The sequence below is a fragment of the Devosia aquimaris genome (assembly GCF_020169335.1).
In the GTDB taxonomy this organism is placed as follows: domain Bacteria; phylum Pseudomonadota; class Alphaproteobacteria; order Rhizobiales; family Devosiaceae; genus Devosia; species Devosia aquimaris.
The window spans coordinates 168,426-195,093 of the sequence record NZ_JAIEZN010000001.1; the positions used below are offsets into that span (position 1 = coordinate 168,426).

The following is a 26,668-nucleotide window of genomic DNA, read 5'->3' on the forward strand; positions in this document are numbered from 1 at the left end:
GTCAGGTCTGGTCGGTTGCGATTGTTGGGCAACAGGGTAAATTTTCCGTTCAACACCTCACGTAACGTATTTTTGATGTCTCTCTTGCTAGCCTCCGCCAAGCTCGGTTAAGTTGTTGCCCATGCAAAAAAAATCCGCGAATGAGAGAATGCAGGTCATGGTTCGTGGCGTGGCGCAGTCGGGTGTCCGACTTGCCAACGAGCGGACCGTGCTTGGCCTGATCGCCATTGGACCGGGCAGTTCCAATGCCGATGTGGCACGCCTGTCGGGCCTGGGCGCTCAGACGACCTCCCGAATTGTTTCCGAACTGGAAGAGCGCGGGCTGATTCTGCGCGGCCAGGTTCTGCGCGGCCGCCGCGGCCAGCCCGCCACACCGCTGTTCATCAATCCCAATGGTGCCTTCTGCATCGGTGTAGAAATCGGCTGGCGGCACTTCGAAGTGGTGCTTGTGGACATGGCCGGCGTTTCCGTCCGACCGACGCGCCAATATTTTGACCAACCCGATGCCGATGCGCTGCTGCAGCAGGTTGCCGCCGAAGTCGCGCGCCTGCGCGAATCGCTGACCAATGAGCAGCGCGAGCATCTTGTCGGTATCGGCCTGTCCTCGCCGACATCAATCGAGAAGAACCTGCAGCCTGCCGGCGTCACCGACCAGCCGCCCCAGGCCTGGGACAGGCTCGAGCTCAAGTCGCGGCTGCAGGCAGCAACCGGCCTGCCGGTCGAATGGTATAATGACGGCCACGCCGCAACCTGGGCAGAGCTTATCGCCCAGCCACATCCGCGCATGCGCAGCTTTGCCCATTTCCAGATCGGCATAGCGGTCGGTGGCGGCCTTGTGCTCGATGGAGGCTTTGGCGAGGGCGGCTGCCGCCCGGCCGAGCTGGGCGCCATCATGATCTGCGATGGCCTGGTTGCACCCAGCTTCGTGCACTACCTCGCGTCGCTCGGCTCCTTCATGCGGGCTGCAGAGAAAGCCGGGCTCCCCAAGCCCTCTGGTGCCCCGGCAGACTGGGACTGGGCTGCGCTTGAGCCCGTGGTCGAGCCCTGGACCAACTGCGCCGGCCAGGCCCTCGCCCGTGGCATCATGAGCGTCAGTGCCGTCATCGATATTGAGGCTGCCGTCATCGATGGTCCCTTGCCAGACGCCATCGCGGACCGCCTGCTGGAACGCGTGAACCATCATCTGCAGCAACTCCCCACCATCACCCAGCGGCCGCCACCGGCGGTCAAGGGCAGGGTGGGTAGCGTTGGTGCCAGCGTTGGCGCGGCGCAACTCTTGCTGTTTGATCGCTTTTTCTCGCGTGCCTGGAACCTGATGGCCACCTGACGGTGCGCAATTAGGCTTGGAAGACAGCAGCGCTCGCCTTTTGCCCTGTGCCCGGCAATGCTAAGAGGGGATGCCGAATCCCGGCATTGAACAAGGGGCCTGAGGTTTGTCCGTGCAGGCATTGGTCTACACGTTAATTGCCCTGGCGGCTGCCGGCGCCGGCGCCACCGCCTATTTCGGGCTGACCTTTACGCCCGCCGAGGCCATCCTCGTGGCCATCGTCTTCGGCTGCGTGAGCATCGTGCTGATGGAGCGCAAACTGCGCCAGCGCGCCGAAAACCGCCTGGAAAAGGCCATCGAAGACCTGTCACGGCTGCTCGCGACCGACGCCCAGGCCGGTGCTGTGCTGGGCCAACGCATCAATGCCATGGCCGACATCAACGCCGGCAGCCGGCTTGAGGGTGTGGAGGCTGATATCTCCGTGCTGGGCACCGTCATTCGCCAGGTGGCCGAGGCGGTGGCGGAGATGGAGGATCGGGTTGCCAGGCCCAAGCCCGAGCCGCGCGATCGCATGATCGCCGCGCCAACCGCTGCCCCGGCGCCGCGCGCGGACACCGCTTCGCGTGAGCCAGAGCCCGTCATCCCCTTGCAAACCTTGCGGCAGGCACTGGCTGAAGACCGGCTGATCTTTCACGTCCAGCCGATTGTGACGCTGCCGCAGCGCCGGCCACAGGGCTATGACCTGGTGCCACGCCTGATGCTGCAGGACGGCGAAATGGCTGATCGCGCTGACTTTTTGCCACGGCGCGGCGGCGAAGACGTGCTGCGCATGATCGATGGTGTGGGCCTTGTCGAAGCGGTTACCATATCGCGCCGTGCTAGCGCCAATGGCCAGCCGGTCAAGCTCTATGTACCACTGTCGCGCGCGACCTTGTCCGATACCGTTTCGGCCGACCAGTTGATTGCTTCCATGGAGGCCAACCGGGCGTTTGCGCCGGGGTTGATCTTTGCCATCAGCCAGGCCGACTGGCAGAGCCTGAGCACGGCCGAGCGCGCCGTGGTCGATGCCGTGGCCAAGAAGGGCGCCGGATTTTCCATAAGCAATGTCAAGACCTTACGCGTCGATGTGGCCGAGATGGCGGCGCAGAATGTGCGGTCGCTGCGCATTGATGCGGCCCGATTCATCGACGAGCCCGAAGCCTTCACCGATTTCCACGCCTCCGATATTGCCAATTATCTCAATAGGTTCGAGGTGGCGCTCATGGCGACGGGGATCACCAGCGAGCGCCAGATCGTCGAACTGCTCGAGGACGGCATTGCGCTGGTGCAGGGGCCCCATATTGCCGCGCCCGGCCCGGTGCGGCCCGACCTGATGGTCGAGCGGCAACGCGCCGCCGTGACCCCGCTGCGCCGCGCAGACGCTTGATTTTCCATGCAGATTATCGTCCTCAATGGGCCGATCAATGCCGGCAAGAGCACGACGGGTCGCGCTTTGGCGCGACTGGTGGCCGATGCCAGCTTTGTCGATGGCGATGATCACGACGCCCCCGATGATGCGCCACTTGCTGTGCGCATAAGCGCCTCAATGGCTCACATCGAGTCCCACATAATCGCCGCAGAAGGTGTCGCACTTTTTGTCGCGGTGCCGCTGCGCGACGAGGATTACCGGCGTTTGCGGGACAAGGCGGAAAGCGTGGGCGCACAGCTGCGCGTTGTCACGCTCAACCCGCCGGCTGATGTCGCCTTCGCCGATCGCGGCGGTCGGCAATTGTCGCCCGACGAAATTGCCCGCGCCCGGGAGATGTATGCCGAGGGCTATGCCAGCCGGCCGTTCAGCGCACTTGTGGTAACCGACATGCAGGGCCCGGAGGCAACCGCCCGCGCCATTGCCCGGGATTTGCAACTGCCACTGCGCGCATGATAGCCATCCGCCCGTCGGTTTATGCTTGATCCTCAAGGGCAAGCTGCCACATAGAACTGCATCCTGTTCGCATCGGAAGTCGCGATGACCAGCTCCCTGCCTTCGATCTCCGGCCTAGCCGATCTTGCCGGCCGCTACGATGCGGTGCTGAGCGACGTCTGGGGCGTGGTGCACAATGGCGTGGCGGCCTTTCCCAGCGCGGTGGAGGCCCTGGTCAATTATCGCAAGGCCGGGGGCAGGGTGGTGTTCATCACCAATGCCCCGCGCCCCTCGGCGCCGCTGATCGAGATGCTCGATCGGCTGGGCGTGACCCGCGAGGCCTATGACGCCATTGTCTCCTCGGGCGATGCGACCCGCGTGATGATCGCCAAATACAGCGGCCGCGGCATCCATCATGTCGGCCCGCCTACCGAGGACGATGCGCTCTATGAGGGCCTCAACGTCACCCGCACCAGTGCTGACAAGGCCGATGCGGTGGTGGTGACCGACCTCGACACCGATGACGACACGCCCGAGATGTATCGCGAGCGCGCCCGGCAGTGGCTGGCACGCAAGCTGCCCATGATCTGCGCCAACCCCGACCGCGTGGTCGAGCACGGTGACAAGATCATCTATTGCGGCGGCGCGCTGGGCGATCTCTATGCTGCCATGGGTGGCATGGTGCTGATGGCCGGCAAGCCCTATCAGCCGATCTACGAAGAGGCGTTCCGCCTGGCCGAGGTGGCCGCCGGCCGCAGTCTCGACAAGTCGCGCGTGCTGGCGATCGGCGACAGCGTGCGCACCGACGCCACTGGCGCGGCGCAGTTCGGGCTCGACCTCTTGTTCGTCACCGGCTCGATCCATGCCGCCGAACTCGACGCCTTCGGCAAGCCCGATCCCCAGGCCATTGCCGACCTGGTCGCCCCCAGCCGCGCCCATATGGCCGGCTTCCTGCCCAGACTATCCTGGTAGGAACGCGATGCCGAGTTTTCTGCGCCTCAACAATCTCGATGCCGTGCCCGACGCGCTGCGCGGCGCCTATGTGGCCATCGGCAATTTCGACGGCATCCATCGCGGGCACCAGACGGTGCTGAGCGCCCTCAAGGCGCGCGCCGCCGCGGCCGGGCGCCCGGCCGTGCTGCTGACCTTCGAGCCGCACCCGCGCGACGTCTTTGCGCCAGCGCCCTTCATGTTTCGCCTGACCCATGGCGACGCCAAGGCGCGCCTGGCCGAAGCGCTGGGGCTGGACGCCATTGTTATCCTGCCGTTCGACCGGGATTTTTCCCAGATCGAGGCAGAGGATTTCGTTGCCCGTTTCCTGCTCGATGCGCTTGGCGTCAGCGGGGTGACCGTGGGCGCCGATTTCCATTTCGGCCGCCAGCGCCGCGGCACGCCCAACTTCCTGCGCGAGGCCGGGGAGCGGCATGGCTTTGCCGTCGAGGTGGTGGACCTGATGGACGAGGGACACGAGGTCATATCGTCCTCGCGCATTCGCGCCGCGCTGTCCGAAGGCGCGGTGACGGCCGCCAATCGCCTGCTCGGCTATCACTGGTTCTTCGACGGCTGCGTGGTCAAGGGCGACCAGCGCGGGCGCGAACTGGGCTATCCGACGGCCAATACTATGACCCAGCCCAATTTCCAGCTCGCCCAGGGCGTCTATGCCGTGCGCGCCCGGCTGGGTGACCGGCTGCTTGATGGCGTCGCCGCCTATGGCAAGCCCATGTTCAACAACCAGCAGCCGCCGTTCGAAACCCATCTGTTCGATTTCGACGAAGACATCTACGGACAGACCATTTCGGTGGCGCTGATCGGCTTCATTCGCGGGCAGGAAGTGTTCTCCGGCCTTGATGAACTCATCGCGGCGATGGACCGCGACAGCCGCAAGGCGCGCGAGCTGATTACCACCGCGCGTCCCCTGGGCGCGCTTGACAGCAAACTGGGCTTCATCGGCTGATTGCCACCGACGCCCGCTGTCCCAATTCATCCTTTGCCCCAAGGGCTGCGCCTTGCTAAAAGGCAGCCCAAACTCCCACAAGATTGCCGTTCCCATGACCGATACCGCCACCGGCGCCGCCGAAACCGACTATTCGGCCACTCTCTTCCTGCCTGAGACCAATTTTCCCATGCGCGCGGGTCTCCCCGACCGCGAGCCCGCCTGGCTCAAGCGCTGGGAAGACATGGACATCTATGCCATGCAGCGCGAGCAGGCCAAGGACCGTCCGCTGTTCACCATCCATGACGGCCCGCCCTACGCCAATGGCAATATCCATATCGGCCACGCCCTGAACAAGACGCTCAAGGACATGGTCAGCCGCTCCATGCAGATGCTGGGCTACAACTCGGCCTATGTGCCGGGCTGGGACTGCCACGGCCTGCCCATCGAGTGGAAGATCGAGGAGCAATACCGCGCCAAGGGCAAGGACAAGAACGAGGTTCCGGTGGTGGAATTCCGCCAGGAATGCCGCAGCTTTGCCGAGCAGTGGGTGGATACCCAGCGCGAAGAGTTCAAGCGCCTGGGCGTGCTGGGCGAATGGGACAATCCCTACCTCACCATGAGCTTTGACGCCGAGGCGCAGATCGCCCGCGAGCTGATGAAGGTGGCCATGACCGGCCAGCTCTATCGCGGCAGCAAGCCGGTGATGTGGAGCGTGGTCGAACGCACCGCGCTGGCCGAGGCCGAGATCGAATATGCCGATTATGAGAGCGACACGATCTGGGTGAAATTCCCGGTCCGCTCGGGCGGCGGCGAGATCACGTCCAAGGCCTTCCATGACCTCAACGCCTCGGTGGTCATCTGGACCACCACGCCCTGGACCATCCCGGCCAACCGGGCCATCTCCTTCTCGTCCAAGATCGCCTACGGCCTCTATGAAGTCGCCGAGGCGCCCGAGGGCAATTGGGCGGCCAAGGGCGAGAAATACATCCTGGCCGACAAGCTGGCTGCCGAAGTCTTTGCCAAGGCCAAGGTCGAGGCCTTCGTGCGCATCGGCGACGTCGACCCTGCGCACATCACCTCCTGCAACCATCCGTTGCGCGGCCTTGGTGGCGGCTACGAGTTCGAAGTGCCACTGCTCGATGGCGACCACGTCACCGACGATGCCGGCACCGGGTTTGTGCACACCGCGCCCGGCCATGGCCTGGACGACTTTGAAATCTGGATGAACTCGTTCCGCCTCTTGGCCGACAAGGGCATCTCGTCCGAGATCCCCTATGTGGTGGGCGATGACGGCTTCTACACCAAGGACGCGCCGGGTCTGGAAGGTGCACGCGTCATCGACGACAATGGCAAGAAGGGTGATGCCAATAACCGCGTGATCGCGGCGCTGGCCGAACGCAATGCCATGGTCGCCCGTGGCCGCGTCAAGCACCAGTATCCCCATTCCTGGCGCTCCAAGAAGCCGGTGATCTTCCGCAACACGCCGCAGTGGTTCGTCTATATGGACCGCGACATCGAGGGCGCAGCGGGCGATACCCTGCGCCACCGCGCGCTCAAGGCCATCGACGCGACCAAATTCTACCCGGCGGCCGGGCAGAACCGGCTGCGCGCGATGATCGCCGACCGCCCCGACTGGGTGCTGAGCCGCCAGCGCGCCTGGGGCGTGCCGATCACGGTCTTTGTCAACAAGGGCACCAACGAGGTGCTCAAGGACGAGACGGTCAATCACCGCATCGCCCAGGCCTTCGAGGAAGAGGGCGCCGACGCCTGGTACATGGACGGGGCCGCCCAGCGGTTCCTGGGCGATGGCTACAAGGCCGACGACTACGAGATGGTGACCGACGTGCTCGACGTCTGGTTCGACTCCGGCTCGACCCACGCCTATGTGCTGCGCAACAAGCAGAAGTGGCCGCATCTGAAATTCCCGGCCTCGATGTATCTCGAAGGCAGCGACCAGCACCGCGGCTGGTTCCATTCGAGCCTGCTGGAAAGCTGCGCCACCAATGGCCACGCCCCCTATGAAAGCGTGCTGACGCATGGCTTCACCATGGATGGCGAAGGCCGCAAGATGAGCAAGTCGCTGGGCAATACGGTTGCCCCGCAGGACATCATCAAGCAATACGGCGCCGACATCCTGCGCCTCTGGGTGGCCTCGTCCGACTATTCGGAAGACCTGCGCCTGGGCAAGGAAATCATCCAGACCACGGTCGACAGCTATCGCAAGCTGCGCAACACGCTGCGCTGGCTGCTGGGCAATCTGGCGCATTACAAATCCACCGACGTGGTGGACGCCAGGGACATGCCCGAGCTCGAACAGGTGATCCTGCATCGCCTGGCCCAGCTCGATGCTCAGGTGCGCGGCGCCTACAAGGAATACGACTACCGCAAGGTGGTGACGCTGCTCACCAACTTCATGAACATCGAGCTGAGCGCCTTCTATTTCGACATCCGCAAGGATGCGCTCTATTGCGACCCGATCAGCGCCGTCCGCCGCAAGTCGGCGCTGACGGTGCTCAACCATCTGTTCGACTGCCTGACGGCCTGGCTGGCCCCCATCCTGGTGTTCACCATGGAAGAGGTGTGGCTGGAGCGGCATCCCGAGGCCACTTCCTCGGTGCATCTGCGCCTCTTCCCCGAGGTGCCGGCAGACTGGCTCAATGATGGCCTGGCCGCCAAATGGCAGAAGATCCGCCAGGTGCGCCGCGTGGTCACCGGGGCGCTCGAAATCGAACGGCGCGAAAAGCGCATCGGTTCCTCGCTCGAGGCGGCGCCGACGGTACACATCGCCGACGCAGGTCTGGCGGCGGCGCTCGACGGTCAGGACCTGGCCGAGATCGCCATCACCTCTGCCGTGACCATCGTTGCGGGCGAGGGACCGGCCGACGGCTTCCGCCTGGACGATGTGCCCGGCGTCAGCGTCATCCCGACGCTGGCCGAAGGCAAGCGCTGCGCCCGCTCGTGGAAAGTGCTGCCCGAAGTGGGCAGCGATCCCGACTATCCCGATGTCACGCTGCGCGACGCCCAGGCGCTGCGCGAACGCGCGGCAGCGGGTCTGTAGGACCCGGCAGCGGCTCTCTCCCGCCCTCCCCCGGGAGGGTAGCGCAGCTTGGCCAAGGGCCTGGCGAAGCTGGGGAAGGAGTCGTCTTGTGATGACCTGAGGGACCCCCTCCCCAACCCTCCCCTCAAGGGGGAGGGGCGCAAACGGAGCTTTCGGTGACAGACAAGACCAATTCCCTGTTCAACCTGTCGGTCTACTATTCGCTGACGGCGGCCGTTCTCGCCTTTGGCCTGGACCGGGCGCACAAGGGCTTCCAAGTGGCTGGCGACTGTGTCGCCATTGGTGCCGCGCCCTGCGTCGAGGTCTTCACCAGCTATGTGCCCTTCGCCATGACCGGCTGGCGCGGCGGCGAGGTGGTCAAGGTCACCGACTTCTTTGACTATGTGCTGGTGTGGAACACCGGCATTTCCTATGGCCTGCTCGGCGGCATGCCGGTGTGGGGCCTGGGCGTGATCATGCTGGTGGCCATCGTGGCACTGGCCATCTGGTGGGTGCGCGCTGACTCTGCGCTGATCCGCATGGGGCTGGCGCTGTGTATCGGCGGCGCCCTGTCCAATGCGCTGGACCGGCTGATCTATGGCGCGGTGGCCGACTTCTTCCACCTGCACTGGGGCAGCTGGTCATTCTACATCTTCAATATCGCCGACGTTGCCATTACCCTGGGGGTGATCCTGCTGATCGCCGACATGATTGGCCTGGGGCGACGGCGAAAAGCGGCCGATTGAGGCAGGTTGACACGGTGCAGCCAGAATCTGGTCTTACCGACCACAATGGGTTATAAGCGCCTCCGACATGTTGAAGGACCTTGCATGCGTAATGGATTGACCGGGCAGAATGCTGCTCTTCGGGCGGCCTCCCGGGCCGGTTTGGCCTCGCTTGGTCTCGTGCTGGCCCTGGCGCTGGGCGCCTGCACCACGGTGGAGGGCACCAATGCCCTGACCGACCCCGGCACCTTCGAGCGCGAGGTGATGAACACCACTGCGCGCGGCGTCGGCCTGATCCCCGGCGAAGAGCCCAAGCCCGAACTCACCCAGGCGCGCGCGCCGCTTGCCCTGCCCAAGGCCGGCCAGGCGCTGCCGGCGCCGACCACCGAGGTCGCGGCGGCCCAGCTGCCCAAGGACAGCGACAATGTCCAGATCGACACCAGCAATCTGACCGAGGCCGACCTTGCCCGCCTGCGCAACGCCAAGGTGGTGGACCTGCGCTCGATCTCGGGCCGCCCGCTGACCGAATCCGAAACCAATATGCTGATGGCGCGCCTGCGCAACGCCAATGCCGATGTGCGGGTCAAGACCGGGGATCGCCCGCTCTACCTGCCGCCGGACGAATATTTCACCCGCGTCGGCGATGCCGACCTGGTTTGCGCTGCGCCCAATGGTGCCCTGGTGTCGATCCGCGATCCCCAGTGCCCCGAGGATGTGCGCAAGGCGCTGGCGCGCCAGGCCAATTCCGTCAGCGGCTCGGCGATGAGCAATGGCATGTCGCTGACCAAGGCCGAGACGACCAACAGCGGCAACTGATCTCCGATCGGTTCCTCAAACCTTCAAGCGGCCGGATGATCCGGCCGCTTTCTCCTTTCTGCGCCGCCCACATGGGTCCCGCATGACATCAAGGCACGCCAAATGCGCGAACTGAACGACGCCTCCCCCGCCAAACCCGACACCGGCGACCGTCTCGCCAAGGTCATCGCCCGCTCCGGGCTCTGCTCCCGGCGCGACGCCGAAGTGTGGATCACCGCCGGCCGCGTGGTGGTCAATGGCAAGAAGGTGCTGACCCCGGCCTTCAACGTCACCGATCGCGACAAGATCATGGTCGATGGCGTGCCGCTGGCCGCCCGCCAGGGCACCCGCGTGTGGCTCTACCACAAGCCCGCCGGCCTGGTGGTCACCGAGAAGGACCCCGAGGGGCGCCCGACCATTTTCGAGCATCTCGAAACCCATGGCCTGCCGCGCGTGGTGACGGTTGGCCGGCTCGACATCAATACCGAAGGCCTGCTGCTGCTGACCAATGACGGCGGCCTCAAGCGCGTGCTCGAACTGCCCGCCACCGGCTGGCTGCGCCGCTATCGCGTGCGCGCCCATGGCACGGTGACCCAGGCGGCGCTCGACAAGCTCAAGGACGGCATCGAGATCGACGGCATCAAATATGGTTCCATCGAAGCCACGCTCGAGCGCGAGCAGGGCGCCAATGTCTGGCTGGTGCTGGCGCTGCGCGAAGGCAAGAACCGCGAGGTCAAGAACGTGCTGGGCGCGCTGGGCCTGGAGGTCAACCGCCTGATCCGCGTCAGCTATGGCCCGTTCCAGCTCGGCGATATTCCGGTGGGCGGCATCGAGACCATCAAGGCCAAGATGCTGCGTGACCAGCTCGGCAAGAAGCTGGCCGACGCCGCCGATGTCGATTTCGACAGCGAAATGCCCGAGGCCAATGCGCTCGAAGGCAAGCCGACGCGCGACCGCCTGACCGGCCGCGGCACCAATACCGTCGAGATCGCCCGCCAGCGCTTCCGCTTCACCGATGGCGCCGAGCAGACCGAGGAAGAGCGCCGCGCCGAGCGCCCGCGCCAGGATCGTCCTGGCCGTTTCGACAGCCGCAAGCCGATGGGCAAGCGCGTTGATCCGCGGGACGAAGAGGATGCGCCGCCGCCGCGCCACATCCATTTCGACGAGGACGGTCGCGCGCCCGAGCAGTTCGTCAAGAAGAACCTGGGCAAGGGCCCGGCCTGGCGCGACCCGGACGACCAGCCGGCCAGCAGCTATGGCAAGAAGGCGCCGCGCCCCGCCGCCGGGGGCAAGAAGCCTTACGGCGACAAGAAACCCTATGGGGACAAGAAGCCCTATGGCGATCGTCCGGCCTTTGGCGACAAGCCGCGCGGCCCGCGCCGCGAGGATGGTGATCGTCCGGCCCGCAGCTTCGCCGACCGCCCCGGTGCGGGTCGCCCGGCTGGTGCACGTCCCTTTGCCGAGCGCAGCGAACGCCCGTCGCGGGGCTTTGAGCCGCGCACGCGGCCCGAGGGCGGTGCCCGTCCGCCGCGTGACCGCGAATTCACCGGCACGCCGCGCGGTCCGCGCCGTGGCGATGCCCCGGCGGGGGATCGTCCCGCCCGCAGCTTCGAGCCGCGCACGCGTCCCGAGAGCGAACGCAGCGCTGGCGCAGCCTTCAAGGGCGAAGCCAAGCGCCCGGGCCGCAACTTTGCCGACAAGCCGCGCGGCGACCGTCCGGCCTATTCGGATCGCCCGGCCCGTCCGGACCGCGCCGACCGCCCCGGTCGTGACCATCTGGGCTCGGAAGCCAAGACCTATGGCAAGCCGCGCACCCGCGCCGATGGCAAGCCCATGCCCAAGCGCGATGGCGCCGCGCCCCAGCGCGGGCCCAAGCCGGGTGGCTATGGCAAGCCCGGTGGCCGCCCGGCTGCCGGCGGTCGTCCCGGTGGGGCAGGGCGCCCTTCGGGTGGTGGTCGTCCGTCCGGTGGCGCCGGTCGCCCGGGCGCGGGTCCGCGTCGGCCCAAGGCCTGAGTTCTCAACAGACCTCATCCTGAGCCTGTCGAAGGACGAGGTCGTGGCACCATTGCGTCACGCCCTCGTGGTTCGACAAGCTCACCATGAGGGCTACTGAAAGGTTCCCCCCATGCGTATCGTGGCCGGCAAGTTCCGCGGCAAGCAGCTGATCTCCCCCTCGGACGATTCCATTCGCCCGACGGCGGATCGCGTGCGGGAATCCATGTTCAACATCCTGGCCTCGCGGCTGGGGCCGGTGTTCGACGGGCTGCGGGTGCTCGATCTCTTCGCCGGTACGGGCGCACTGGGCTTTGAGGCCCTGTCGCGCGGCGCCGCACACGCCACGTTCGTTGACATTGGCGCCGAGGCGCGCGGGCTGGTGCGCGATCACATCGAGGCCTTTGGCGTCGGCGGCATCACCAAGCTGCTGCGCCGCGACGCCACCGAGCTGGGCGTGCCTGGCACCTTCGGCAAGTTCGACCTGGTGTTCCTTGATCCGCCCTATGGCCAGGGCCTGGGTGAAAAGGCGCTGGCGGGCCTGCTGGCCAATGGCTGGCTGGCCGATGATGCGGTCATCGTGTTCGAGGAAAGCGTTGAGGCCGAAGTGGCCATCCCCGAGGGTTTTGTGCTGGATGATCGCCGCGAGTATGGGGCTGCAGCGGTGCATTTCCTGAGCCTGGCTGAGGCGCAGGCCTAGATCGATGCAAATCCAGATTGACGTGGTTCGATCGCCCCTTCGCCACTCGGGTAGGGCAGGGGCGGGTGGCTCTGTGGACCACTGATGGACCCCCTCCCTCGGTCCCTCCCCTCAAGGGGGAGGGAGGCACAGGAGCCGAGAGCGTCCTTGACGGAGGAGGCGATAGTCTCGTGTCAGGCGCATTCTGACGCGGGCCAGTTTCCTCGCGCCGAGAGGCTGAACCCCTCACCCGCCGCTATGCGGCGACCTCTCCCCTCAGGGGAGAGGTGGGGTTCTGTGGGTCACTGAAGGACCCCCTCCCTCGGTCCCTCCCCTCAAGGGGGAGGGAGGCACAGGAGCCGAGAATCCAGGTTGTCTTGCTGCTTAGCTGGCGGCGCAGCTGCCGCAGGTGCCGCGGATTTCCATGGTGGTGCGTTCGACGGTAAAACCCTGCCCCTCTGACCAGGCGCCGAGGCGGTCTTCGATGATGGTATCGGCGAATTCGTCGACCTTGCCGCAGGTGCTGCAGATGGCAAAGGCGATCAGCCCGGTGCGGTGGCAATGCTCGTCGGCACAGGCGACAAAGGCATTGAGCGATTCAAGGCGATGGGCGAGGCCGCGCTCGACCAGTTTTTCCAGCGCGCGATAGACTTGCAGTGGTGCCCGCAAGCCTTCGGCGCGCAGCTGGTCGAGTAGTTGATAGGCCGACAGCGGCGTATCCGCATGCGCCAGCGCGCCCAGCACCAATGCCTGGTTGCGCGTCAGATCCGCAGCCCAGACGTGATCATGGCCGGCGTGGTCGTCATGCGAATGCGCCATTGCTGCGGTCTCCTTACTGTGCCGGCGTGCCGGCCATGGCCGGGACGAGCAGATCGACATTGTGCCGGAACATGTCCAGATAGGTCGAGGCCCCCTCATCGGGTGTGGACAGCGCATCGGCATAAAGTTCGCCGCCGATGGTGACGCCGGTCTCGCGGGCGATCTGCTCGACCAGCCGGCCATCGCTCATGTTCTCGATGAACAGCGCCTTGACCCCATCGGCACGGATCTGCTCGATCAGCCTGCCGACATCGGCGGCCGAGGCCTCGCTGTCGGTGGAAATGCCCTCGGGCGCCAGGAACTGCACGCCATAGGCCTCGCCGAAATAGCCGAAGGCGTCGTGCGTGGTGATGACCTTGCGCTGCGCCTGCGGCACGCTGTCGACGGCGGCCACGACCTCGGCGTCCAGTGCGCTGATCTCGGCCGAATAGGCCTTGGCATTGGCCTGGTAGGTGGCGCAGCCATCGGGATCGGCCTTACAGAGGCCGTCAGCAATGTTCTGCACATAGATCAGCCCGTTCTTCAGGCTCTGCCAGGCGTGCGGATCGGTGATCTCGCCGCTCTCTTCGGCATGGGCGTGGTCGTCATGCCCGGCCTCGGTCTCTGCGGCAGCATCATGGGCATGATCCTCACCCTCGGCTTCGCCATGGCCATGCCCGTCATCGGCCATGGTGTGGGTGGCTATGCCGGCGCTGGCCACCACGACGGGGCCGGTGAAGCCGGTGGCTTCCACCAGGCGATCGAGCCAGCCCTCAAAGCCCAGGCCATTGATGAAAAACACCTGCGACTGGCTCAGCGCCTGCGCATCGGCCGGCTTGGGCTCGTAGACATGGGTATCGGCATTGGGACCGACGATCGTGGTGACCTCGACCCGGTCGCCGCCGACGTGGGAGACGATGTCGCCCAGGATGGAGAAGCTGGCGACAGCCTTGATCTCGGCGGCACTGGCCGGCAGGGCCAGCACGGTGCCCATCAGGGCCGCAATCAGGAGCTTGGAACGGATCATGTCATAGGCCTTTCAACAGATTTGGGCGAGGAGGCGCCCGGGTAGAACGTCAGGCGACGCGGTGTCGGCGTGGCCGCAGATTGCTGGAGACAAGCCCGCGACTGCCGAACAGCATGGACAGCACATAGATCGCGCCGGCGACCAGGATGATGGCCGGGCCGGAGGCGACGCTGAGATGATAGGAGACCAGGAGCCCCAGATAGCTCGACACCACCGAGATGGCGATGGCCAGCGCACACATGGCCTCAAGACTGCGGACCCAGAAGCGAGCCGCCGCCGCCGGCAGCATCATCAGGCCAACGGCCAGCAGCGTGCCCAGCGCCTGGAAGCCGCCGACGAGATTGATGACCACCAATGCGAGGAACAGCAGATGCACCGGCTGGCCGGCGCCGCTGACGCTGCGCAGGAAGGTGGGATCAAGGCATTCGGCCACCAGCGGCCGCCACAACAGGGCCAGGGCCACCAGGGAGACGGTGACAATGGCGCCGATCATGATCAGCGCATCATTGTTGAGCGCCAGCACCGTGCCGAACAGCACGTGCATCAGATCGACATTGGAGCCTTTCAGACTCACCAGCATGACGCCCAGCGCCAGGGAGATGAGATAGAAGGCGGCCAGCGAATTGTCTTCGCGCTGGATGGTGAAGCGGGAGACGAGGCCCGAGAGCACGGCGACCACAAGGCCCGCAGCAAAGCCGCCCAGCGTCATGGGCAGGATGGCGAGGCCCGAGACGAGGAACCCCGCAGCCGCGCCCGGAAGAATGGCGTGCGCCATGGCATCGCCGGTCAGGCTCATGCGGCGCAGCATGAGGAAGACGCCCACCGGCCCGGCGCTCAGCGACAGGATCACCGCGCCGGCGAGGGCGCGCGTCATGAAGCCGAACTGCATGAACGGCGCGAGGAAGAGATCATAGAGGTTCATCAGTGTGCCCCTCCCGAGCCGGCGGGATGATGGTGGTGACCATGACTATGATCGCTGTCGTGGTCATGCCAGGGTGCCTGATCGTCCCAGGCCTCGACCATCTGGCGGGCACGGCGCAGATTGTCGGCGGTGAGCGCGGTGGCGGTGGCGCCCCAGGCGATGGGTTCGCGTGCCAGCAACAGCGTCTGCGGGAAACTGGCCTGCACCAGCTCGGCATCATGCAGTACGGCGATCACCGTGCGGCCTTCGCCATGCCAATGGGTGATGAGATCGGTGAGATCGGCGACAGTGCGCTCGTCAATGGCGGCAAAGGGCTCGTCGAGCAGGATCACCGGGGCATCCTGCACCAGCACGCGGGCAAACAGGGCCCGCTGCAACTGGCCGCCCGAGAGCGTATCGATGGTGCGGCGCTCAAAGCCGGAAAGGCCGACGCGGGCGAGCGCGGCCTCCATCTCCCTGTGGTCGACGCCGCGAATGGCCGAGAAGGCGCCGCGGCGCTTCCAGAAGCCCAGGGCCAAGAGATCTGCCACCACGGCGGGAAAGCTGCGGTCGATCTCGGCGATCTGGGGCAGATAGGCAATGTCGCGCTGACCGAAGCCATCCAGCACCACCTTGCCGCCCAGCGGCTTGAGCGCACCCATGATGCCCTTGAGCAGGGTCGACTTGCCCGAGCCATTGGGGCCCATCACCGCCGTCAGCGAGCCACGGGCAAAGCTGCCGTTGAGGTGGTGAACAGCTGGGTGGCCCTCATAGCCCAGCGTCAGATCGTCGATGACAATGGCGCTCATGCCTGCACCAGCACAATGAGCACGAGCCACACCAGCGCCAGAACCGGTGCGATCAGCAAGAGCCGCGACCAGGCGCTGGCCTGGGCCAGGTCGGTGCGGCTGACGCGAAAGGCTTGCTGTGGGCGGGGCGGCGTGCGCGGTTCGAGCATAGGGGGTGCGGTCCTGCTGGAGGTCGGCCGGATTGGGGAGGCGCATGTAACGTAATAACGTTTTGGCTGTCAACGCAGAGCTCGACCGTTCAGTGGCTTGCAATGCGATATGTAATAACATAACAAATCGCGCATTGTCCACCTGCCGATTGCGAACCCGCCATGACTGCCGCAAACACCGCCAAACCCAAGCTCCCCGTGACCGTGCTCTCCGGCTTTCTGGGCGCTGGCAAGACCACGCTGCTCAACCACATCCTGAACAATCGCGAGGGGCTCAAGGTCGCCGTGATCGTCAACGACATGAGCGAGGTCAATATCGACGCCGCACTGGTGCGCGATGGCGGCGCCAATCTCAGCCGCACCGAGGAAACTCTGGTGGAGATGAGCAATGGCTGCATCTGCTGCACGCTGCGCGACGATCTGCTGGCCGAGGTGACGCGCCTGGCCGGGGAGGGGCGGTTCGACTATCTGCTGATTGAATCGAGCGGCATTTCCGAGCCGCTGCCGGTGGCCACGACCTTCGACTTCCGCGACGAGCGCGGCGTCTCGCTCTCCGACATCACACGGCTCGACACTATGGTGACCGTGGTCGACTGCGCCAATCTGCTCAAGGACTATGCCTCGACCGATTTCCTGGCCGACCGCGGCCAGGTGGCCGGGGAGGGGGATGAGCGGGCGCTGGTGGACCTCTTGGTCGACCAGATCGAATTTGCTGATGTCATCGTGCTCAACAAGGTCTCGACGGCCAGCGGCGATGATCTCAGGGCCGCGCGCACGATCCTCAAGGCGCTCAACCCGGTTGCCAAGATCATCGAGACCGATTTCAGCCAGGTCGATCTCGGCGATGTGCTCGATACGGGCCTGTTCAGCCTCGAGGCGGCCGAGGCCAATCCGCTGTGGTTCAAGGAGCTCAATGGCTTCAAGGACCATGTGCCCGAGACGCTCGAATATGGCGTGCGCAGCTTTGTCTATCGCGCGCGGCGGCCGTTCAACCCGCTGCTGCTGCAGCGCTTCATCGAGACGTCACTGCCCGGCGTCATCCGCGCCAAGGGCTTTTTCTGGCTGGCGACGCGCCCGCATCATGTCGGGGAATTCAGCCTCGCCGGCGCGCTGGTGCGCACGCAGCGGCGCGGCATCTGGTGGGCATCGGTGCCGCGTCAGCGCTGGCCGGACAATGATGAGTGGCAGGCCAGCATGGAACCCTATCTCGACCGCACCTGGGGCGACCGGCGGCAGGAGATCGTCTTCATCGGCACCGGCCCCATGGACGAGACCGCGATCTACCGCGCGCTCGACGCGTGTCTGGTGCCGGCCAAGGGCTTCACGCCCGAGGCCTGGACCAGCCTGCCGGACCCGTTCCCGGCCTGGTGAGCTATTTGATCGGACCCTTGAAGATGAAGAAGGCGCCCAGCGCGATCAGCCCGAAGCCGACGCCATGGTTCAGTGTCAGCTTCTCGCCGAAATAGAACACGGTGAACACCGCAAAGACCGAGAGGGATATGACCTCCTGAATGGTCTTGAGTTCGGACGGGCTATAGACCGCTTCCCCGATGCGGTTGGCGGGCACCGCCAGCCAGTATTCGAAAAAGGCAATGCCCCAGCTGATCAGCACGGCGGCCCACAGCGCCGAGGACGGCCACTTCAGGTGCCCATACCAGGCAAAGGTCATGAAGATATTGGATGCAAGCAGCAGCCCGATGGGGGCCAGGCTGGCGAAATTGAAGCCCAAGGCTTCCTCCTGCGCAAACCGGCACCACGCCGGTCGCGCTTTCTAGCGAGGCGATTGCAGCGCTGGAAGCCCCAATCCGGCATGGCCGCTTCACAAACCCGCGTCAGCGCAGATGCTTGGTCGGCTGCTCGAGCGCGAACAATTCGTCGGTGAGGTTCTCGATGCGCTCGCGGATCACGCCCTGCGCGTCATAGACGCCGCGGTTGTAGTAATAGGCGCCCATCTTGTCGGCGAAGAACAGCATCAGCATTTCGGCGGGAATGGCGCCGATGTCCTGATCCAGTTCCTCGCGGAAATAGTCCTGGATTTCCCCGACAATGGCCTTGGTTTCCTCGCGGCTGAACTTGATCGGCTTCATGGTTGGCTCCGGCTCGAATGGCTGTTGCGCCAGCCTTAGCCGAGTCGCGCGCCGGTGCCGCCTGCCAAGCGCCAAAGTGCTCACGCCAATGTGCCGGAGAAGGCGCGGCGGGGCCGCGCGAGCCCGCTTGCCGGGTGGGGCGTTTGGTGCCAGATTTCGCGCCATCCGCCGCCATTGATGGACCCCGACCATGCTCGCCCGTGCATCCGTGATTGCCCTCTGCTCAGCGCTTTTGGCCGGTCCGGCCCTGGCCATGGATGCGCAAGGATTTTCCTGCTCTGGCCCCTTTGGCGCCGACAGCTCCGAAGCGCTGCTCAAGACCACTTTTGGGGCGGACAATGTGGTGACGGGCGAGGTGCCGGGACCCGAAGGCACCACCATGCTGGCCACGACGGTGTTTCCCAACGATCCCGCCAGGACGCTGCAATTTGGTTGGTGGGACGAGGAGAAGCTGGAAGGCCTAAGCTATGTCGACCTGCCGCCCGGCATGGAAGGTCCGCATGGCGTTGAGATCGGCATGACGGTGGACGAGATCGCCGCGATCAATGGCCAGCCCTACACCATCGGCGGCTTCTGGTGGGACTATGGCGGCTATGCCATGTTCGAGAGCGGCACCCTGGCCTCCAACGACAGTGATTGCTACCTCTCGCTGCGCTTCAGCCCGGCCGACAAGGACTTTGGCGACATCGACCTTGGCCCGGTCTCGGGCGAGGTGATCATCCCCTCCACCGACCCGCTGCTGGCCAAGCTCGACACCCGCGTCACCATGGTCAGCATCAGCTATCCGGGCCCCGAGGGCGACGACTGAGCCGTCCAACTCCTGCCGATGGATTGACCCCAACCCGCCCAGCGCGTAGATGTCAAAGCTGTAACGGTTCCCCGCGCCCACAGCGGCTAGGGGATCAAAAGGGAACACGGTGCGGATTACCCATCAGGGGCCAAAACCGTGGCTGCCCCCGCAACTGTAAGCGGTGCACATTGCCCATGAGCCACTGGCGAAAGCCGGGAAGGCGGGCGAGGTGGTCATCACCGCGAGCCAGGAGACCTGCCGTTGCATGAGCCGGGCGCAGAGCCCATTGTCTATTCCGCGCACGGAGGGTGCAGCATGAATACCGCAACGACGACCGTTTCCAATTCCGGTCTTTCCCTTTCTCTCTCGCAGCGTCTGATCGCTGGATCGCTGGCCCTGATGCTGGGCCTGACGCTTCTGGTGGGCACCGGCTTTGCCGGCGACTTCCGCCTGCACAATGGTGCGCACGACACGCGCCACGCCATGGGCTTCCCCTGCCACTAAGGCGGGCGACGAGAGACAAGAAATGATCCGCAATCTGTTCTTTGCTGCGCTGGTCGCAGCGTTTTGTGCTGGCCTGGTGGCCGCAACCATCCAGCAGTTCCGCGTCGTGCCGCTGATCCTGCATGCCGAGACCTTTGAGGGCGAGGCCGGGCACAGCCACGACGACGCCGCACCGGCTGACCATGCCCATGCCGAGGCAACCCCGGCTGCCCACGACCATGGCGACGCCGCGCAATGGGCCCCCGCCGATGGCTTTGAGCGCACGGCCTACACCACACTGGCCACCATGCTGGCCGCTGCCGGCTTTGCGCTGGTGATCGGCGCCGTCTCGATGTTTGCCAATATCCCGATCACCTTTGCCAATGGCTTTGTCTGGGGACTGGCGGGCTATCTCGCCTTCTCGCTGGCGCCGGCCTTTGGCCTGCCGCCCGAACTGCCGGGCATGCCGGCAGGCGATCTCGCCGCGCGCCAGCTCTGGTGGGGCGCGACCGCGCTCTCGACCGCCGGCGCCTGCCTGCTGCTCGCCAAGACCCGCGCCGGCTGGGCCTTTGCTGTCGCCGCCGCTCTGGTGCTGGTGCCCCATATCGTGGGCGCGCCAGCGGCGCCCGATGAGGCCAGCGCCGTGCCGGCCCATCTGGCCACCGAATTCGCCGCCGTCACCCTGGGCGCGTCCATGGTGTTCTGGCTGCTGCTCGGCACCATCTTTGGCAAGGTCAATGACGTCCTTGCCCACCGCAGTCTCGCCCAGCCCGCCGGAGCCACCGCATGACCACCAAGATCCCCACCACCGTCATCACCGGCTTTCTGGGCGCAGGCAAGACCACGCTGGTACGCCACATGCTGGCCCATGCCCCCAAGGGCAAGCGCATCGCCCTGATCATCAACGAGTTCGGCGATCTAGGCGTCGACAAGGACATCCTCGCCGGCTGCGGCGACGAGACCTGCCGCGAAGAGGATATGGTCGAGCTCTCTAATGGCTGCATCTGCTGCACGGTGGCCGATGAATTCATCCCCACCATGCAGGCGCTGCTGGCCCGGCCGGACAAGTTCGATCACATCGTCATCGAGACCTCCGGTCTGGCGCTGCCGCAGCCCCTGATCCGCGCCTTCAACTGGCCCGAGATCAAGGCGCAGGTGACCATTGACGGCGTGGTGACGGTGGCTGACGCCGCGGCACTGGCCGAAGGCCGCTTTGCCAGCGACGAAGCCGCCGTCGATGCGCAGCGCCGCAAGGACGAGATGCTCGACCACGAGACGCCGCTGGGCGAATTGTTCGAGGATCAACTGTCGGCCGCCGACATGGTGATCATCAACAAGACCGATCTGGTCGATGCCGCCATGCTCGACATCGTTGAGAAGAACATCCGCGCCGAGCTCCGCCCGGGCGTCGGCATTGTGCGGGCGGCCAATGGTCATGTCGATATCGCCGCGCTACTCGGCCTGGGCATGTCCTCGGAGGATGATATCGCCAACCGCCCCAGCCACCACGAGCTGGAGCATGGCGGGGAAACCCACGAGCACGACGACTTCGACAGCTTCTCGCTGCGCCTGCCAACCATCACTGGCAAGGATGAGCTGCTGGCGACCATCGAGCGGACCATTCGGGACCACGACGTGCTGCGGCTCAAGGGCTTTGCCGCCGTGCCGGGTGCCGCAGCGCGCCTCGCCATCCAGGCCGTGGGTCCGCGCGTCACGGCCTATTTCGACCGCCCCTGGCAGGCCGGCGAGGTCCGCGAAACCGCGCTGGTGGTAATCGGGGAGAGCCCGCTCGACCGTGAGGCGATCACCGCCAGCCTGCAACAGGCTGAGGCCAAGGCGGCCTAGAGGCGGCCAAAGGAAACGCCATGCACCTGCTGTCCGCCCAGGCCGGCGCCATCCAGCAGGAGGGCGAGGCGATCGATCTCAACCAGCGCCCCGGGGCGCTGGTGTTTGCCAGCTCGGCGGACAGTGAACTGGCCATGCTGGCGGGCGCGGCCGACCGGGCGGGCGAGGATGAGCTGCGCCTCGCCAATACGCTGCGCCTGTCCAACAATCTCTCGGTCGATCTCTGGCTGGAAAAGACAATTGCCCAGGCCAGGCTGGTGGTGCTGCGGCTGATCGGCGGCGCGGCCTATTTCCAGTATGGCGTCGATGAGCTGACGGCGCTCTGCGCCAATCGCCGCATTCCGCTGGTGCTGCTCCCCGGCGACGCCAATCCCGACCCGATCCTGATGGAGCGCTCCAGCGTCAGTGCGGACGACTGGAGCCGGTTGCATGCGCTGTTCATCGCCGGCGGGCCGGACAATGCCGATACCATTCTCAAGGCGTTTGCGCGCCTGGCCGATGGACAGGGGCTAGAGGACCTGCAGCCGCAGGCTTTCGCACGCTTCGGGCTCTGGTATCCCGGACTGGGCGTGACCGATGCCGACAGCATCAGGGCTGCGCTCTGCCAGCCCATGGGGCAGACGCCCGCGCATGTGCCCATTCTCTTTTACCGCGCGGCACTGGAAGGCGCGGGGACCGCGACAATTGAAGCGCTGATCTCGGGTCTGCTGGATCAGGGCCTGGCGCCGGTGCCCGTCCTCGTCTCCTCGCTCAAGGAGGGGGCCTGTGTGCGCTTCGTGCAGCAGGTGCTGGGCGCCGTCCGACCCGCCGCCATTCTCAATCTCACCGGCTTTGCGCTGGGGATCGACGGGCTCGACGCCAAGGCCAATCCCTTTGCGGGCACGGACGCGCCGGTGATCCAGCTGATCCAGTCCGGCCGGTCCGCGGCGCAGTGGCAGGCCGACAGCCAGGGCCTGTCGTCCAAGGACATGGCGATGTTCCTGGTGATGCCGGAAGTGGATGGCCGCCTCGGCGGGCTGATCGTCGGCCACCGCGCCGACGCCGTCTGGCACGAGCGCTGCCAGGTGCCGCTGACGGCCTATGCGCCCGACGCCTCGGGCATTGCGCGGGCGGCGGCACTGGCCGCCAACTGGGCCCGCCTGCGCGCCACCCCGCGCGCCGAGCGCCGCATTGGCCTGGTGCTGGCCAATTACCCGATCCGCGACGGACGCCTCGCCAATGGCGTGGGCTATGATGCGCCGGAATCCACGGTGCGCATGCTGCAGGCTCTGGGGCAGGCGGGGTATGCCGTCACCGACGACGCGCCGCTCAGCGGTTTGACGGCGGCGGAACTGATCGAACGGCTGCAGGCGGGGCCGACCAATGCCGTGCCGCAGCGCGGCAGCTCGCCGGCGGTGTTGTCGCTGGCGCGCTATCGGGACCTGTTCGCGGCGCTGCCGGAAAAGATCCGGGCCGAGGTGACGGCGCGCTGGGGTGATCCGGTCGGTGACCCCTTTGTGCGTGGCGATGGCTTTCATCTGCCGGCGCTGCGCTTTGGCAATGTCACCGTGTTGCTGCAGCCGGCGCGCGGCTACCAGCTCGACGAAACCGCGAGTTATCATGATCCGGCGCTGGTGCCGCCGCATGCCTATCTGGCCGCCTATCTGTGGCTGCGCCAGGATTTTGGCGCCCATGCGCTGATCCACAATGGCAAGCATGGCACGCTCGAATGGCTGCCAGGCAAGGCCACCGCGCTCGACGCCGCCAGCTATTCCGATGCGCTCTGGGGCCAGCTGCCGCATCTTTATCCCTTCATCGTCAACGACCCCGGCGAAGGCACGCAGGCCAAGCGGCGCAGCGGCGCGGTGATCATCGACCATCTGGTGCCGCCGCTGACGCGGGCCGAGACTTATGGGCCGCTCAAAGACCTCGAAGCGCTGCTCGACGAATATTACGCCGCCTCGGGCATGGACCGGCGCCGGCTGGCCGACCTCAAGCGCCGCATCCTCGATTTCACCCGGGACAGCCGGCTCGATCGCGACATCGGCCTGCCCGAGGACGAGACGTTGGCGCTGATCAAGATCGACAACTTCCTCTGCGACCTCAAGGAAGCCCAGATCCGCGACGGGCTGCATGTCTTCGGGCAATCGCCGCAGGGTGATCTGCAGCGCGATCTCATCGTGGCGCTGGCCCGCGTGCCGCGCGGCGAGGGGGCCGGCGAGGCCTCGCTGATCCGCGCGCTGGCCGATGACCTCAAACTGGGTTTCGACCCGCTGACGGCAAAGCTGGGCGAGGCGTGGACGGGGCCAGCGCTGGGCACCGCGGTGATGCGCACGCTGGGCGATGTGGTGGAACATCTCGAGCACCTTGCAGCGCAACTGGTCGATGGCGCGCCGATCCCGCCGGACTGGACCGCCACGCGGGCCGTGATGGAAACGGTGGAAGCCATCATCCGGCCGCGCCTGGAGGCCTCCGGCCCGGCGGAAATGGCGGCGCTGATCGATGGGCTGGACGGCAAGTTCATTGCGCCGGGGCCATCGGGGGCGCCCTCGCGCGGGCGGCTCGACGTGCTGCCGACGGGGCGGAATTTCTACTCGGTCGACAATCGCGCTGTGCCGACGCCGACGGCCTGGCAGTTGGGGCAGAAATCGGCGGAGAGCCTGGTGCTGCGCCATCTGCAGGACCATGGCCAGCATTTGCGCGCGGTGGCGCTTTCGGTCTGGGGCACGGCCAATATGCGCACCGGCGGCGACGATATCGCCCAGGCCCTGGCGCTGATCGGCGCGCGGCCGACCTGGGACCCGGGCTCGCTGCGCGTCTCGGGCTATGAGATCATTCCGCTGCCCAGACTGGGCCGGCCACGTGTCGACGTCACGCTGCGCATCTCGGGCTTCTTCCGCGATGCCTTTCCGGCGCAGATTGCGCTGTTCGACCGGGCGATCCGCGCCATCGGCGCGCTGGACGAGCCCGAGGAGGACAACCCTATCGCCGCCCGCATGCGCAGCGATGCGCTGGGGCTGATGGCCGAGGGGCAGGACAAGGAGGCGGCGGGGCTGGCGGCGGGCCATCGCATCTTCGGGTCGAAGCCTGGCAGCTATGGCACCGGGCTCAATGCGCTGATCGACAGCGGCGCCTGGTCATCCAAGGCCGATCTGGCCACCCAGACGCTGGACTGGGGCCAATATGCCTATGGCGCCAGGGCAAATGGCACGCCCGAACGCGCCCGCTTTGCTGCCCGGCTGTCGGACATCGATGCGGTGATCCACAACCAGGACAATCGCGAGCATGACCTGCTCGACAGTGACAATTACTACCAATTCGCCGGCGGGCTGTCGGTGGCAGCCGAGACGCTGACCGGGCGCCAGCCGGCGGCCTATCACAATGACCATTCGCGCCCCGAGCGGCCGCTGATCAAGACGCTGGAGGAGGAGATCAGCCACGTCATGCGGTCGCGCGTGGTCAATCCGAAATGGCTCAACGGGGTCAAGCGCCACGGCTATCGCGGCGCCTTCGAAATCATCGCCACGGTGGACTTCATGTTCGCCTTTGCCGCCACCACCGGCGCGGTCAAGACGCATCACTTCGACCTGGCCTTCGAGGCCTTCATCGAGGACGAGGCGACGCGCGGCTTCATCCAGGCCAGCAACGCCCACGGCTATGACGAGCTGATCGCCAAGTTCAACGACGCGCGTGAGCGCGGGCTGTGGACCCCGCGCTCGAACTCGGCCTACGCTCTGCTCGCGGGGGAGGCCACATGAACAACACCATCATTTACCTGATCGGCCACTATGGCGTGGGCAAGCTGACGACGGCCAGGGCCATCTGTGCGGCGACTGATGCGCGGCTGTTCGACAATCACCTGGCCAACAATGTCATTTTCTCGCTGATCCGCGCCGACGGTAAAACGCCCTTGCCGCAGGGTGTGTGGGACCTGATCGGCGTCATCCGCGACCAGGCGTTCAAGGCCATCGAGACCATGACGCCGGCCGACACCAGCTTCGTGCTGACCAATTGCCTGCTCGACAGCGATCCGGGGGATCGCGAAGCCTATGAGCAGGTCAAGGCCGTGGCCGAGCGGCGCGGCAATGTCTTCGTGCCCGTGCTGCTGACGGCGTCGGATGCGGCGCATGCGGCCCGCGTTGGCACGCCCGAACGCGCTGAACGGCTCAAGCACACCGATGTCGAGAGCGCCTGGCGCAAGCGGCAGGCCGAGCCACTGCTGCGGATCGAGCATCCCAATCGCATCGACCTCGACACCACACTGACCGAGCCCGCCGAAACGGCGCGCCTCATCATCGCCCACGCGGAGCGCCTTGCATGACCGATCTGCCCGAAAAGCCCCTGAAGAAAACCGACCTGATGAGCGAGGCCGAGCGCGACGCCTATCATGCCGAAAAGATGAAAAAGAAGCGCGAGGCGCGCAACCGGATCCTGGCCACCAAGACGCAGGAAAAGGGCCTGCTGATCGTCCACACCGGCAAGGGCAAGGGCAAGTCGACGGCGGCCTTTGGCATGGTGTTCCGCGCGCTGGGGCACGGCTTCAAGGTGGGCGTGGTGCAGTTCGTCAAGGGCGTCTGGGAGACCGGCGAGCGCGATGTGCTGCTCAAGTTCCCCGAGCTGGTGACCATCAACGCCATGGGCGAGGGCTTTACCTGGGACGTCGCTGATCGCCAGCGCGACCTGGCGGCAGCGCGGCGGGCCTGGGAGCAGGCCAAGAGCCTGATCCTCGACCCCAGCTACAAGATGGTGCTGCTCGACGAGCTCAACATCTGCCTGCGCTATGACTATCTGCCGATCGATGAGGTGGTCGAGTTCCTCAGGAACAAGCCTGCCGGTACCCATGTGATCGTCACCGGGCGTAATGCCAAGGACGAGTTGATCGAGATCGCTGATCTGGTGACCGAAATGACCGAGATCAAGCACCACTTCCGCGCCGGGGTGAAGGCGCAGACCGGTATCGAGTTTTAGCAGGCGCCGGCCTTGAGCGAGGCGACCATTTGGTCGACGGCGGGGTCCATCTCCCCGCGGTCGCGGGTGGAATATTCCATGCGGAAGGCGGCATAGGTGGTGCCGTCGCAGAGCAGGATCAGCCGCTGGTAGAGAATGCGGCCACTCTGGGTGCCCGAAAAGCTGGCCCAGCGCGGCGTGCTGGCCTGATAGGTGAGGTTCCAGCCGGCCTCTCCGGTGTAGCCCATGGCCGCAGCCACTTCGCTTTCAAAGTCCGGCTCCATCAGATTGCCACCCCAGACCAGGAGGTCGATGGGTTTACCGGCTATGGCGAAGGTCTGCCCGTCGCCATTGTCGCTCTCGCCCTGGCCGGCAAAGCCGGGCGGGATATCAATACCAAAGCCGAAGCGGGCATTGTCATAATGCAGCCAGCCCTGGGCCAGGGCCGGGGCGGACATGAGGGCGATCAGGATAAGGACGAGGGCGCGCATGGCGGGGAGTCTGCCAGCGCCCGGTGGCTGA

At 65.8% G+C, this 26,668-nt stretch carries 26 protein-coding genes and 1 riboswitch; of the genes, 18 read left to right on the forward strand and 8 right to left on the reverse strand.

Annotated elements, in window-relative coordinates:
* Nucleotides 1–148: 148 nt before the first annotated feature.
* The 10 genes from K1177_RS00830 (at nt 149) to rsmD (ending at nt 12,352) form a co-directional block, all read left to right on the forward strand.
* Entirely contained in the window at nt 149–1,327 is a 1,179-nt protein-coding gene (locus K1177_RS00830) for an ROK family transcriptional regulator (RefSeq protein ID WP_224701309.1), read from the forward strand.
* Nucleotides 1,328–1,439: 112 nt separating this feature from the next.
* On the forward strand, nt 1,440–2,693 hold the full coding sequence (locus tag K1177_RS00835) for an EAL domain-containing protein (RefSeq protein WP_224701311.1): 1,254 nt from the start codon (nt 1,440–1,442) through the stop codon (nt 2,691–2,693).
* Nucleotides 2,694–2,699: 6 nt separating this feature from the next.
* The gene (locus K1177_RS00840; RefSeq protein WP_224701313.1) at nt 2,700–3,188 is read left to right on the forward strand and encodes a shikimate kinase; all 489 of its coding nucleotides are present in this window, start codon (nt 2,700–2,702) and stop codon (nt 3,186–3,188) included.
* Nucleotides 3,189–3,272: 84 nt separating this feature from the next.
* Nucleotides 3,273–4,139 carry a TIGR01459 family HAD-type hydrolase gene (locus K1177_RS00845; RefSeq protein ID WP_224701314.1) on the forward strand — a complete coding sequence of 289 codons (867 nt, stop codon included), beginning with the start codon at nt 3,273–3,275 and terminating at the stop codon, nt 4,137–4,139.
* Between the two features lie 7 nt (nt 4,140–4,146).
* Nucleotides 4,147–5,121 carry a bifunctional riboflavin kinase/FAD synthetase gene (locus K1177_RS00850; RefSeq protein WP_224701316.1) on the forward strand — a complete coding sequence of 325 codons (975 nt, stop codon included), beginning with the start codon at nt 4,147–4,149 and terminating at the stop codon, nt 5,119–5,121.
* A 94-nt stretch (nt 5,122–5,215) separates the two neighbouring features.
* The gene (ileS, locus tag K1177_RS00855) at nt 5,216–8,161 is read left to right on the forward strand and encodes an isoleucine--tRNA ligase (protein WP_224701318.1); all 2,946 of its coding nucleotides are present in this window, start codon (nt 5,216–5,218) and stop codon (nt 8,159–8,161) included.
* A gap of 155 nt (nt 8,162–8,316) precedes the next feature.
* A complete protein-coding gene (gene lspA / locus K1177_RS00860) occupies nt 8,317–8,886 on the forward strand; it encodes a signal peptidase II (protein WP_224701320.1) in 570 nt (189 codons plus the stop codon).
* A gap of 84 nt (nt 8,887–8,970) precedes the next feature.
* Nucleotides 8,971–9,681 carry a hypothetical protein gene (locus K1177_RS00865; protein ID WP_224701322.1) on the forward strand — a complete coding sequence of 237 codons (711 nt, stop codon included), beginning with the start codon at nt 8,971–8,973 and terminating at the stop codon, nt 9,679–9,681.
* Between the two features lie 102 nt (nt 9,682–9,783).
* Nucleotides 9,784–11,673 carry a pseudouridine synthase gene (locus K1177_RS00870; protein ID WP_224701324.1) on the forward strand — a complete coding sequence of 630 codons (1,890 nt, stop codon included), beginning with the start codon at nt 9,784–9,786 and terminating at the stop codon, nt 11,671–11,673.
* A 112-nt stretch (nt 11,674–11,785) separates the two neighbouring features.
* A complete protein-coding gene (gene rsmD / locus K1177_RS00875) occupies nt 11,786–12,352 on the forward strand; it encodes a 16S rRNA (guanine(966)-N(2))-methyltransferase RsmD (protein WP_224701326.1) in 567 nt (188 codons plus the stop codon).
* Nucleotides 12,353–12,715: 363 nt separating this feature from the next.
* Here rsmD and K1177_RS00880 read toward each other — a convergent pair whose 3' ends face one another.
* From K1177_RS00880 to K1177_RS00900, 5 genes are read right to left on the reverse strand one after another with little or no spacing between them, the layout of a single operon-like run.
* Complete coding sequence (locus K1177_RS00880) at nt 12,716–13,150, reverse strand: Fur family transcriptional regulator (protein ID WP_224701328.1); 435 nt, start codon at nt 13,148–13,150, stop codon at nt 12,716–12,718.
* 13 nt (nt 13,151–13,163) lie between these two features.
* The gene (locus K1177_RS00885) at nt 13,164–14,156 is read right to left on the reverse strand and encodes a metal ABC transporter substrate-binding protein (RefSeq protein ID WP_224701330.1); all 993 of its coding nucleotides are present in this window, start codon (nt 14,154–14,156) and stop codon (nt 13,164–13,166) included.
* Nucleotides 14,157–14,205: 49 nt separating this feature from the next.
* Nucleotides 14,206–15,078 carry a zinc ABC transporter permease AztB gene (aztB, locus tag K1177_RS00890; protein WP_224701332.1) on the reverse strand — a complete coding sequence of 291 codons (873 nt, stop codon included), beginning with the start codon at nt 15,076–15,078 and terminating at the stop codon, nt 14,206–14,208.
* On the reverse strand, nt 15,078–15,866 hold the full coding sequence (aztA, locus tag K1177_RS00895; protein WP_224701334.1) for a zinc ABC transporter ATP-binding protein AztA: 789 nt from the start codon (nt 15,864–15,866) through the stop codon (nt 15,078–15,080). Before aztA ends, aztB begins: the two co-directional genes overlap by 1 nt.
* Complete coding sequence (locus K1177_RS00900) at nt 15,863–16,015, reverse strand: hypothetical protein (protein ID WP_224701336.1); 153 nt, start codon at nt 16,013–16,015, stop codon at nt 15,863–15,865. Before K1177_RS00900 ends, aztA begins: the two co-directional genes overlap by 4 nt.
* A 162-nt stretch (nt 16,016–16,177) precedes the next feature.
* On the opposite strand from K1177_RS00900, the gene K1177_RS00905 reads away from it, so the two are divergent.
* A complete protein-coding gene (locus K1177_RS00905; protein WP_224701338.1) occupies nt 16,178–17,386 on the forward strand; it encodes a GTP-binding protein in 1,209 nt (402 codons plus the stop codon).
* 1 nt (nt 17,387) lies between these two features.
* Here the strand turns inward: K1177_RS00905 and K1177_RS00910 are convergent, their stop codons facing one another.
* Together K1177_RS00910 and K1177_RS00915 are read right to left on the reverse strand one after the other, a co-directional pair.
* Nucleotides 17,388–17,744: a DMT family protein gene (locus tag K1177_RS00910; RefSeq protein WP_224701340.1), complete on the reverse strand. Its 357-nt coding sequence runs from the start codon at nt 17,742–17,744 to the stop codon at nt 17,388–17,390.
* A 103-nt stretch (nt 17,745–17,847) separates the two neighbouring features.
* Nucleotides 17,848–18,102 (reverse strand): DUF2164 domain-containing protein, encoded by a 255-nt coding sequence (locus K1177_RS00915; protein ID WP_224701342.1) that lies wholly within the window; start codon nt 18,100–18,102, stop codon nt 17,848–17,850.
* 190 nt (nt 18,103–18,292) lie between these two features.
* Between K1177_RS00915 and K1177_RS00920 the strand changes: the two genes are divergently transcribed.
* The 7 genes from K1177_RS00920 to cobO all read left to right on the forward strand — a co-directional run bounded on the left by K1177_RS00920 (nt 18,293) and on the right by cobO (nt 26,167).
* A complete protein-coding gene (locus K1177_RS00920; protein WP_224701344.1) occupies nt 18,293–18,910 on the forward strand; it encodes a hypothetical protein in 618 nt (205 codons plus the stop codon).
* A 47-nt stretch (nt 18,911–18,957) separates the two neighbouring features.
* Nucleotides 18,958–19,169, forward strand: a riboswitch (cobalamin riboswitch).
* A 38-nt stretch (nt 19,170–19,207) separates the two neighbouring features.
* Entirely contained in the window at nt 19,208–19,396 is a 189-nt protein-coding gene (locus K1177_RS00925) for a CbtB domain-containing protein (protein WP_224701346.1), read from the forward strand.
* A 22-nt stretch (nt 19,397–19,418) separates the two neighbouring features.
* Nucleotides 19,419–20,165 (forward strand): CbtA family protein, encoded by a 747-nt coding sequence (locus K1177_RS00930; RefSeq protein WP_224701348.1) that lies wholly within the window; start codon nt 19,419–19,421, stop codon nt 20,163–20,165.
* The gene (cobW, locus tag K1177_RS00935) at nt 20,162–21,220 is read left to right on the forward strand and encodes a cobalamin biosynthesis protein CobW (protein ID WP_224701350.1); all 1,059 of its coding nucleotides are present in this window, start codon (nt 20,162–20,164) and stop codon (nt 21,218–21,220) included. The genes K1177_RS00930 and cobW overlap by 4 nt, the downstream gene beginning before the upstream one ends.
* Nucleotides 21,221–21,240: 20 nt before the next feature.
* The gene (gene cobN, locus K1177_RS00940; RefSeq protein ID WP_224701352.1) at nt 21,241–24,957 is read left to right on the forward strand and encodes a cobaltochelatase subunit CobN; all 3,717 of its coding nucleotides are present in this window, start codon (nt 21,241–21,243) and stop codon (nt 24,955–24,957) included.
* On the forward strand, nt 24,954–25,520 hold the full coding sequence (locus tag K1177_RS00945) for a hypothetical protein (RefSeq protein ID WP_224701353.1): 567 nt from the start codon (nt 24,954–24,956) through the stop codon (nt 25,518–25,520). The genes cobN and K1177_RS00945 overlap by 4 nt, the downstream gene beginning before the upstream one ends.
* Nucleotides 25,517–26,167: a cob(I)yrinic acid a,c-diamide adenosyltransferase gene (gene cobO, locus K1177_RS00950; RefSeq protein ID WP_396119130.1), complete on the forward strand. Its 651-nt coding sequence runs from the start codon at nt 25,517–25,519 to the stop codon at nt 26,165–26,167. The genes K1177_RS00945 and cobO overlap by 4 nt, the downstream gene beginning before the upstream one ends.
* Here the strand turns inward: cobO and K1177_RS00955 are convergent.
* Nucleotides 26,164–26,637: a hypothetical protein gene (locus tag K1177_RS00955; RefSeq protein ID WP_224701354.1), complete on the reverse strand. Its 474-nt coding sequence runs from the start codon at nt 26,635–26,637 to the stop codon at nt 26,164–26,166. The genes cobO and K1177_RS00955 overlap by 4 nt on opposite strands.
* Nucleotides 26,638–26,668 lie beyond the last annotated feature (31 nt).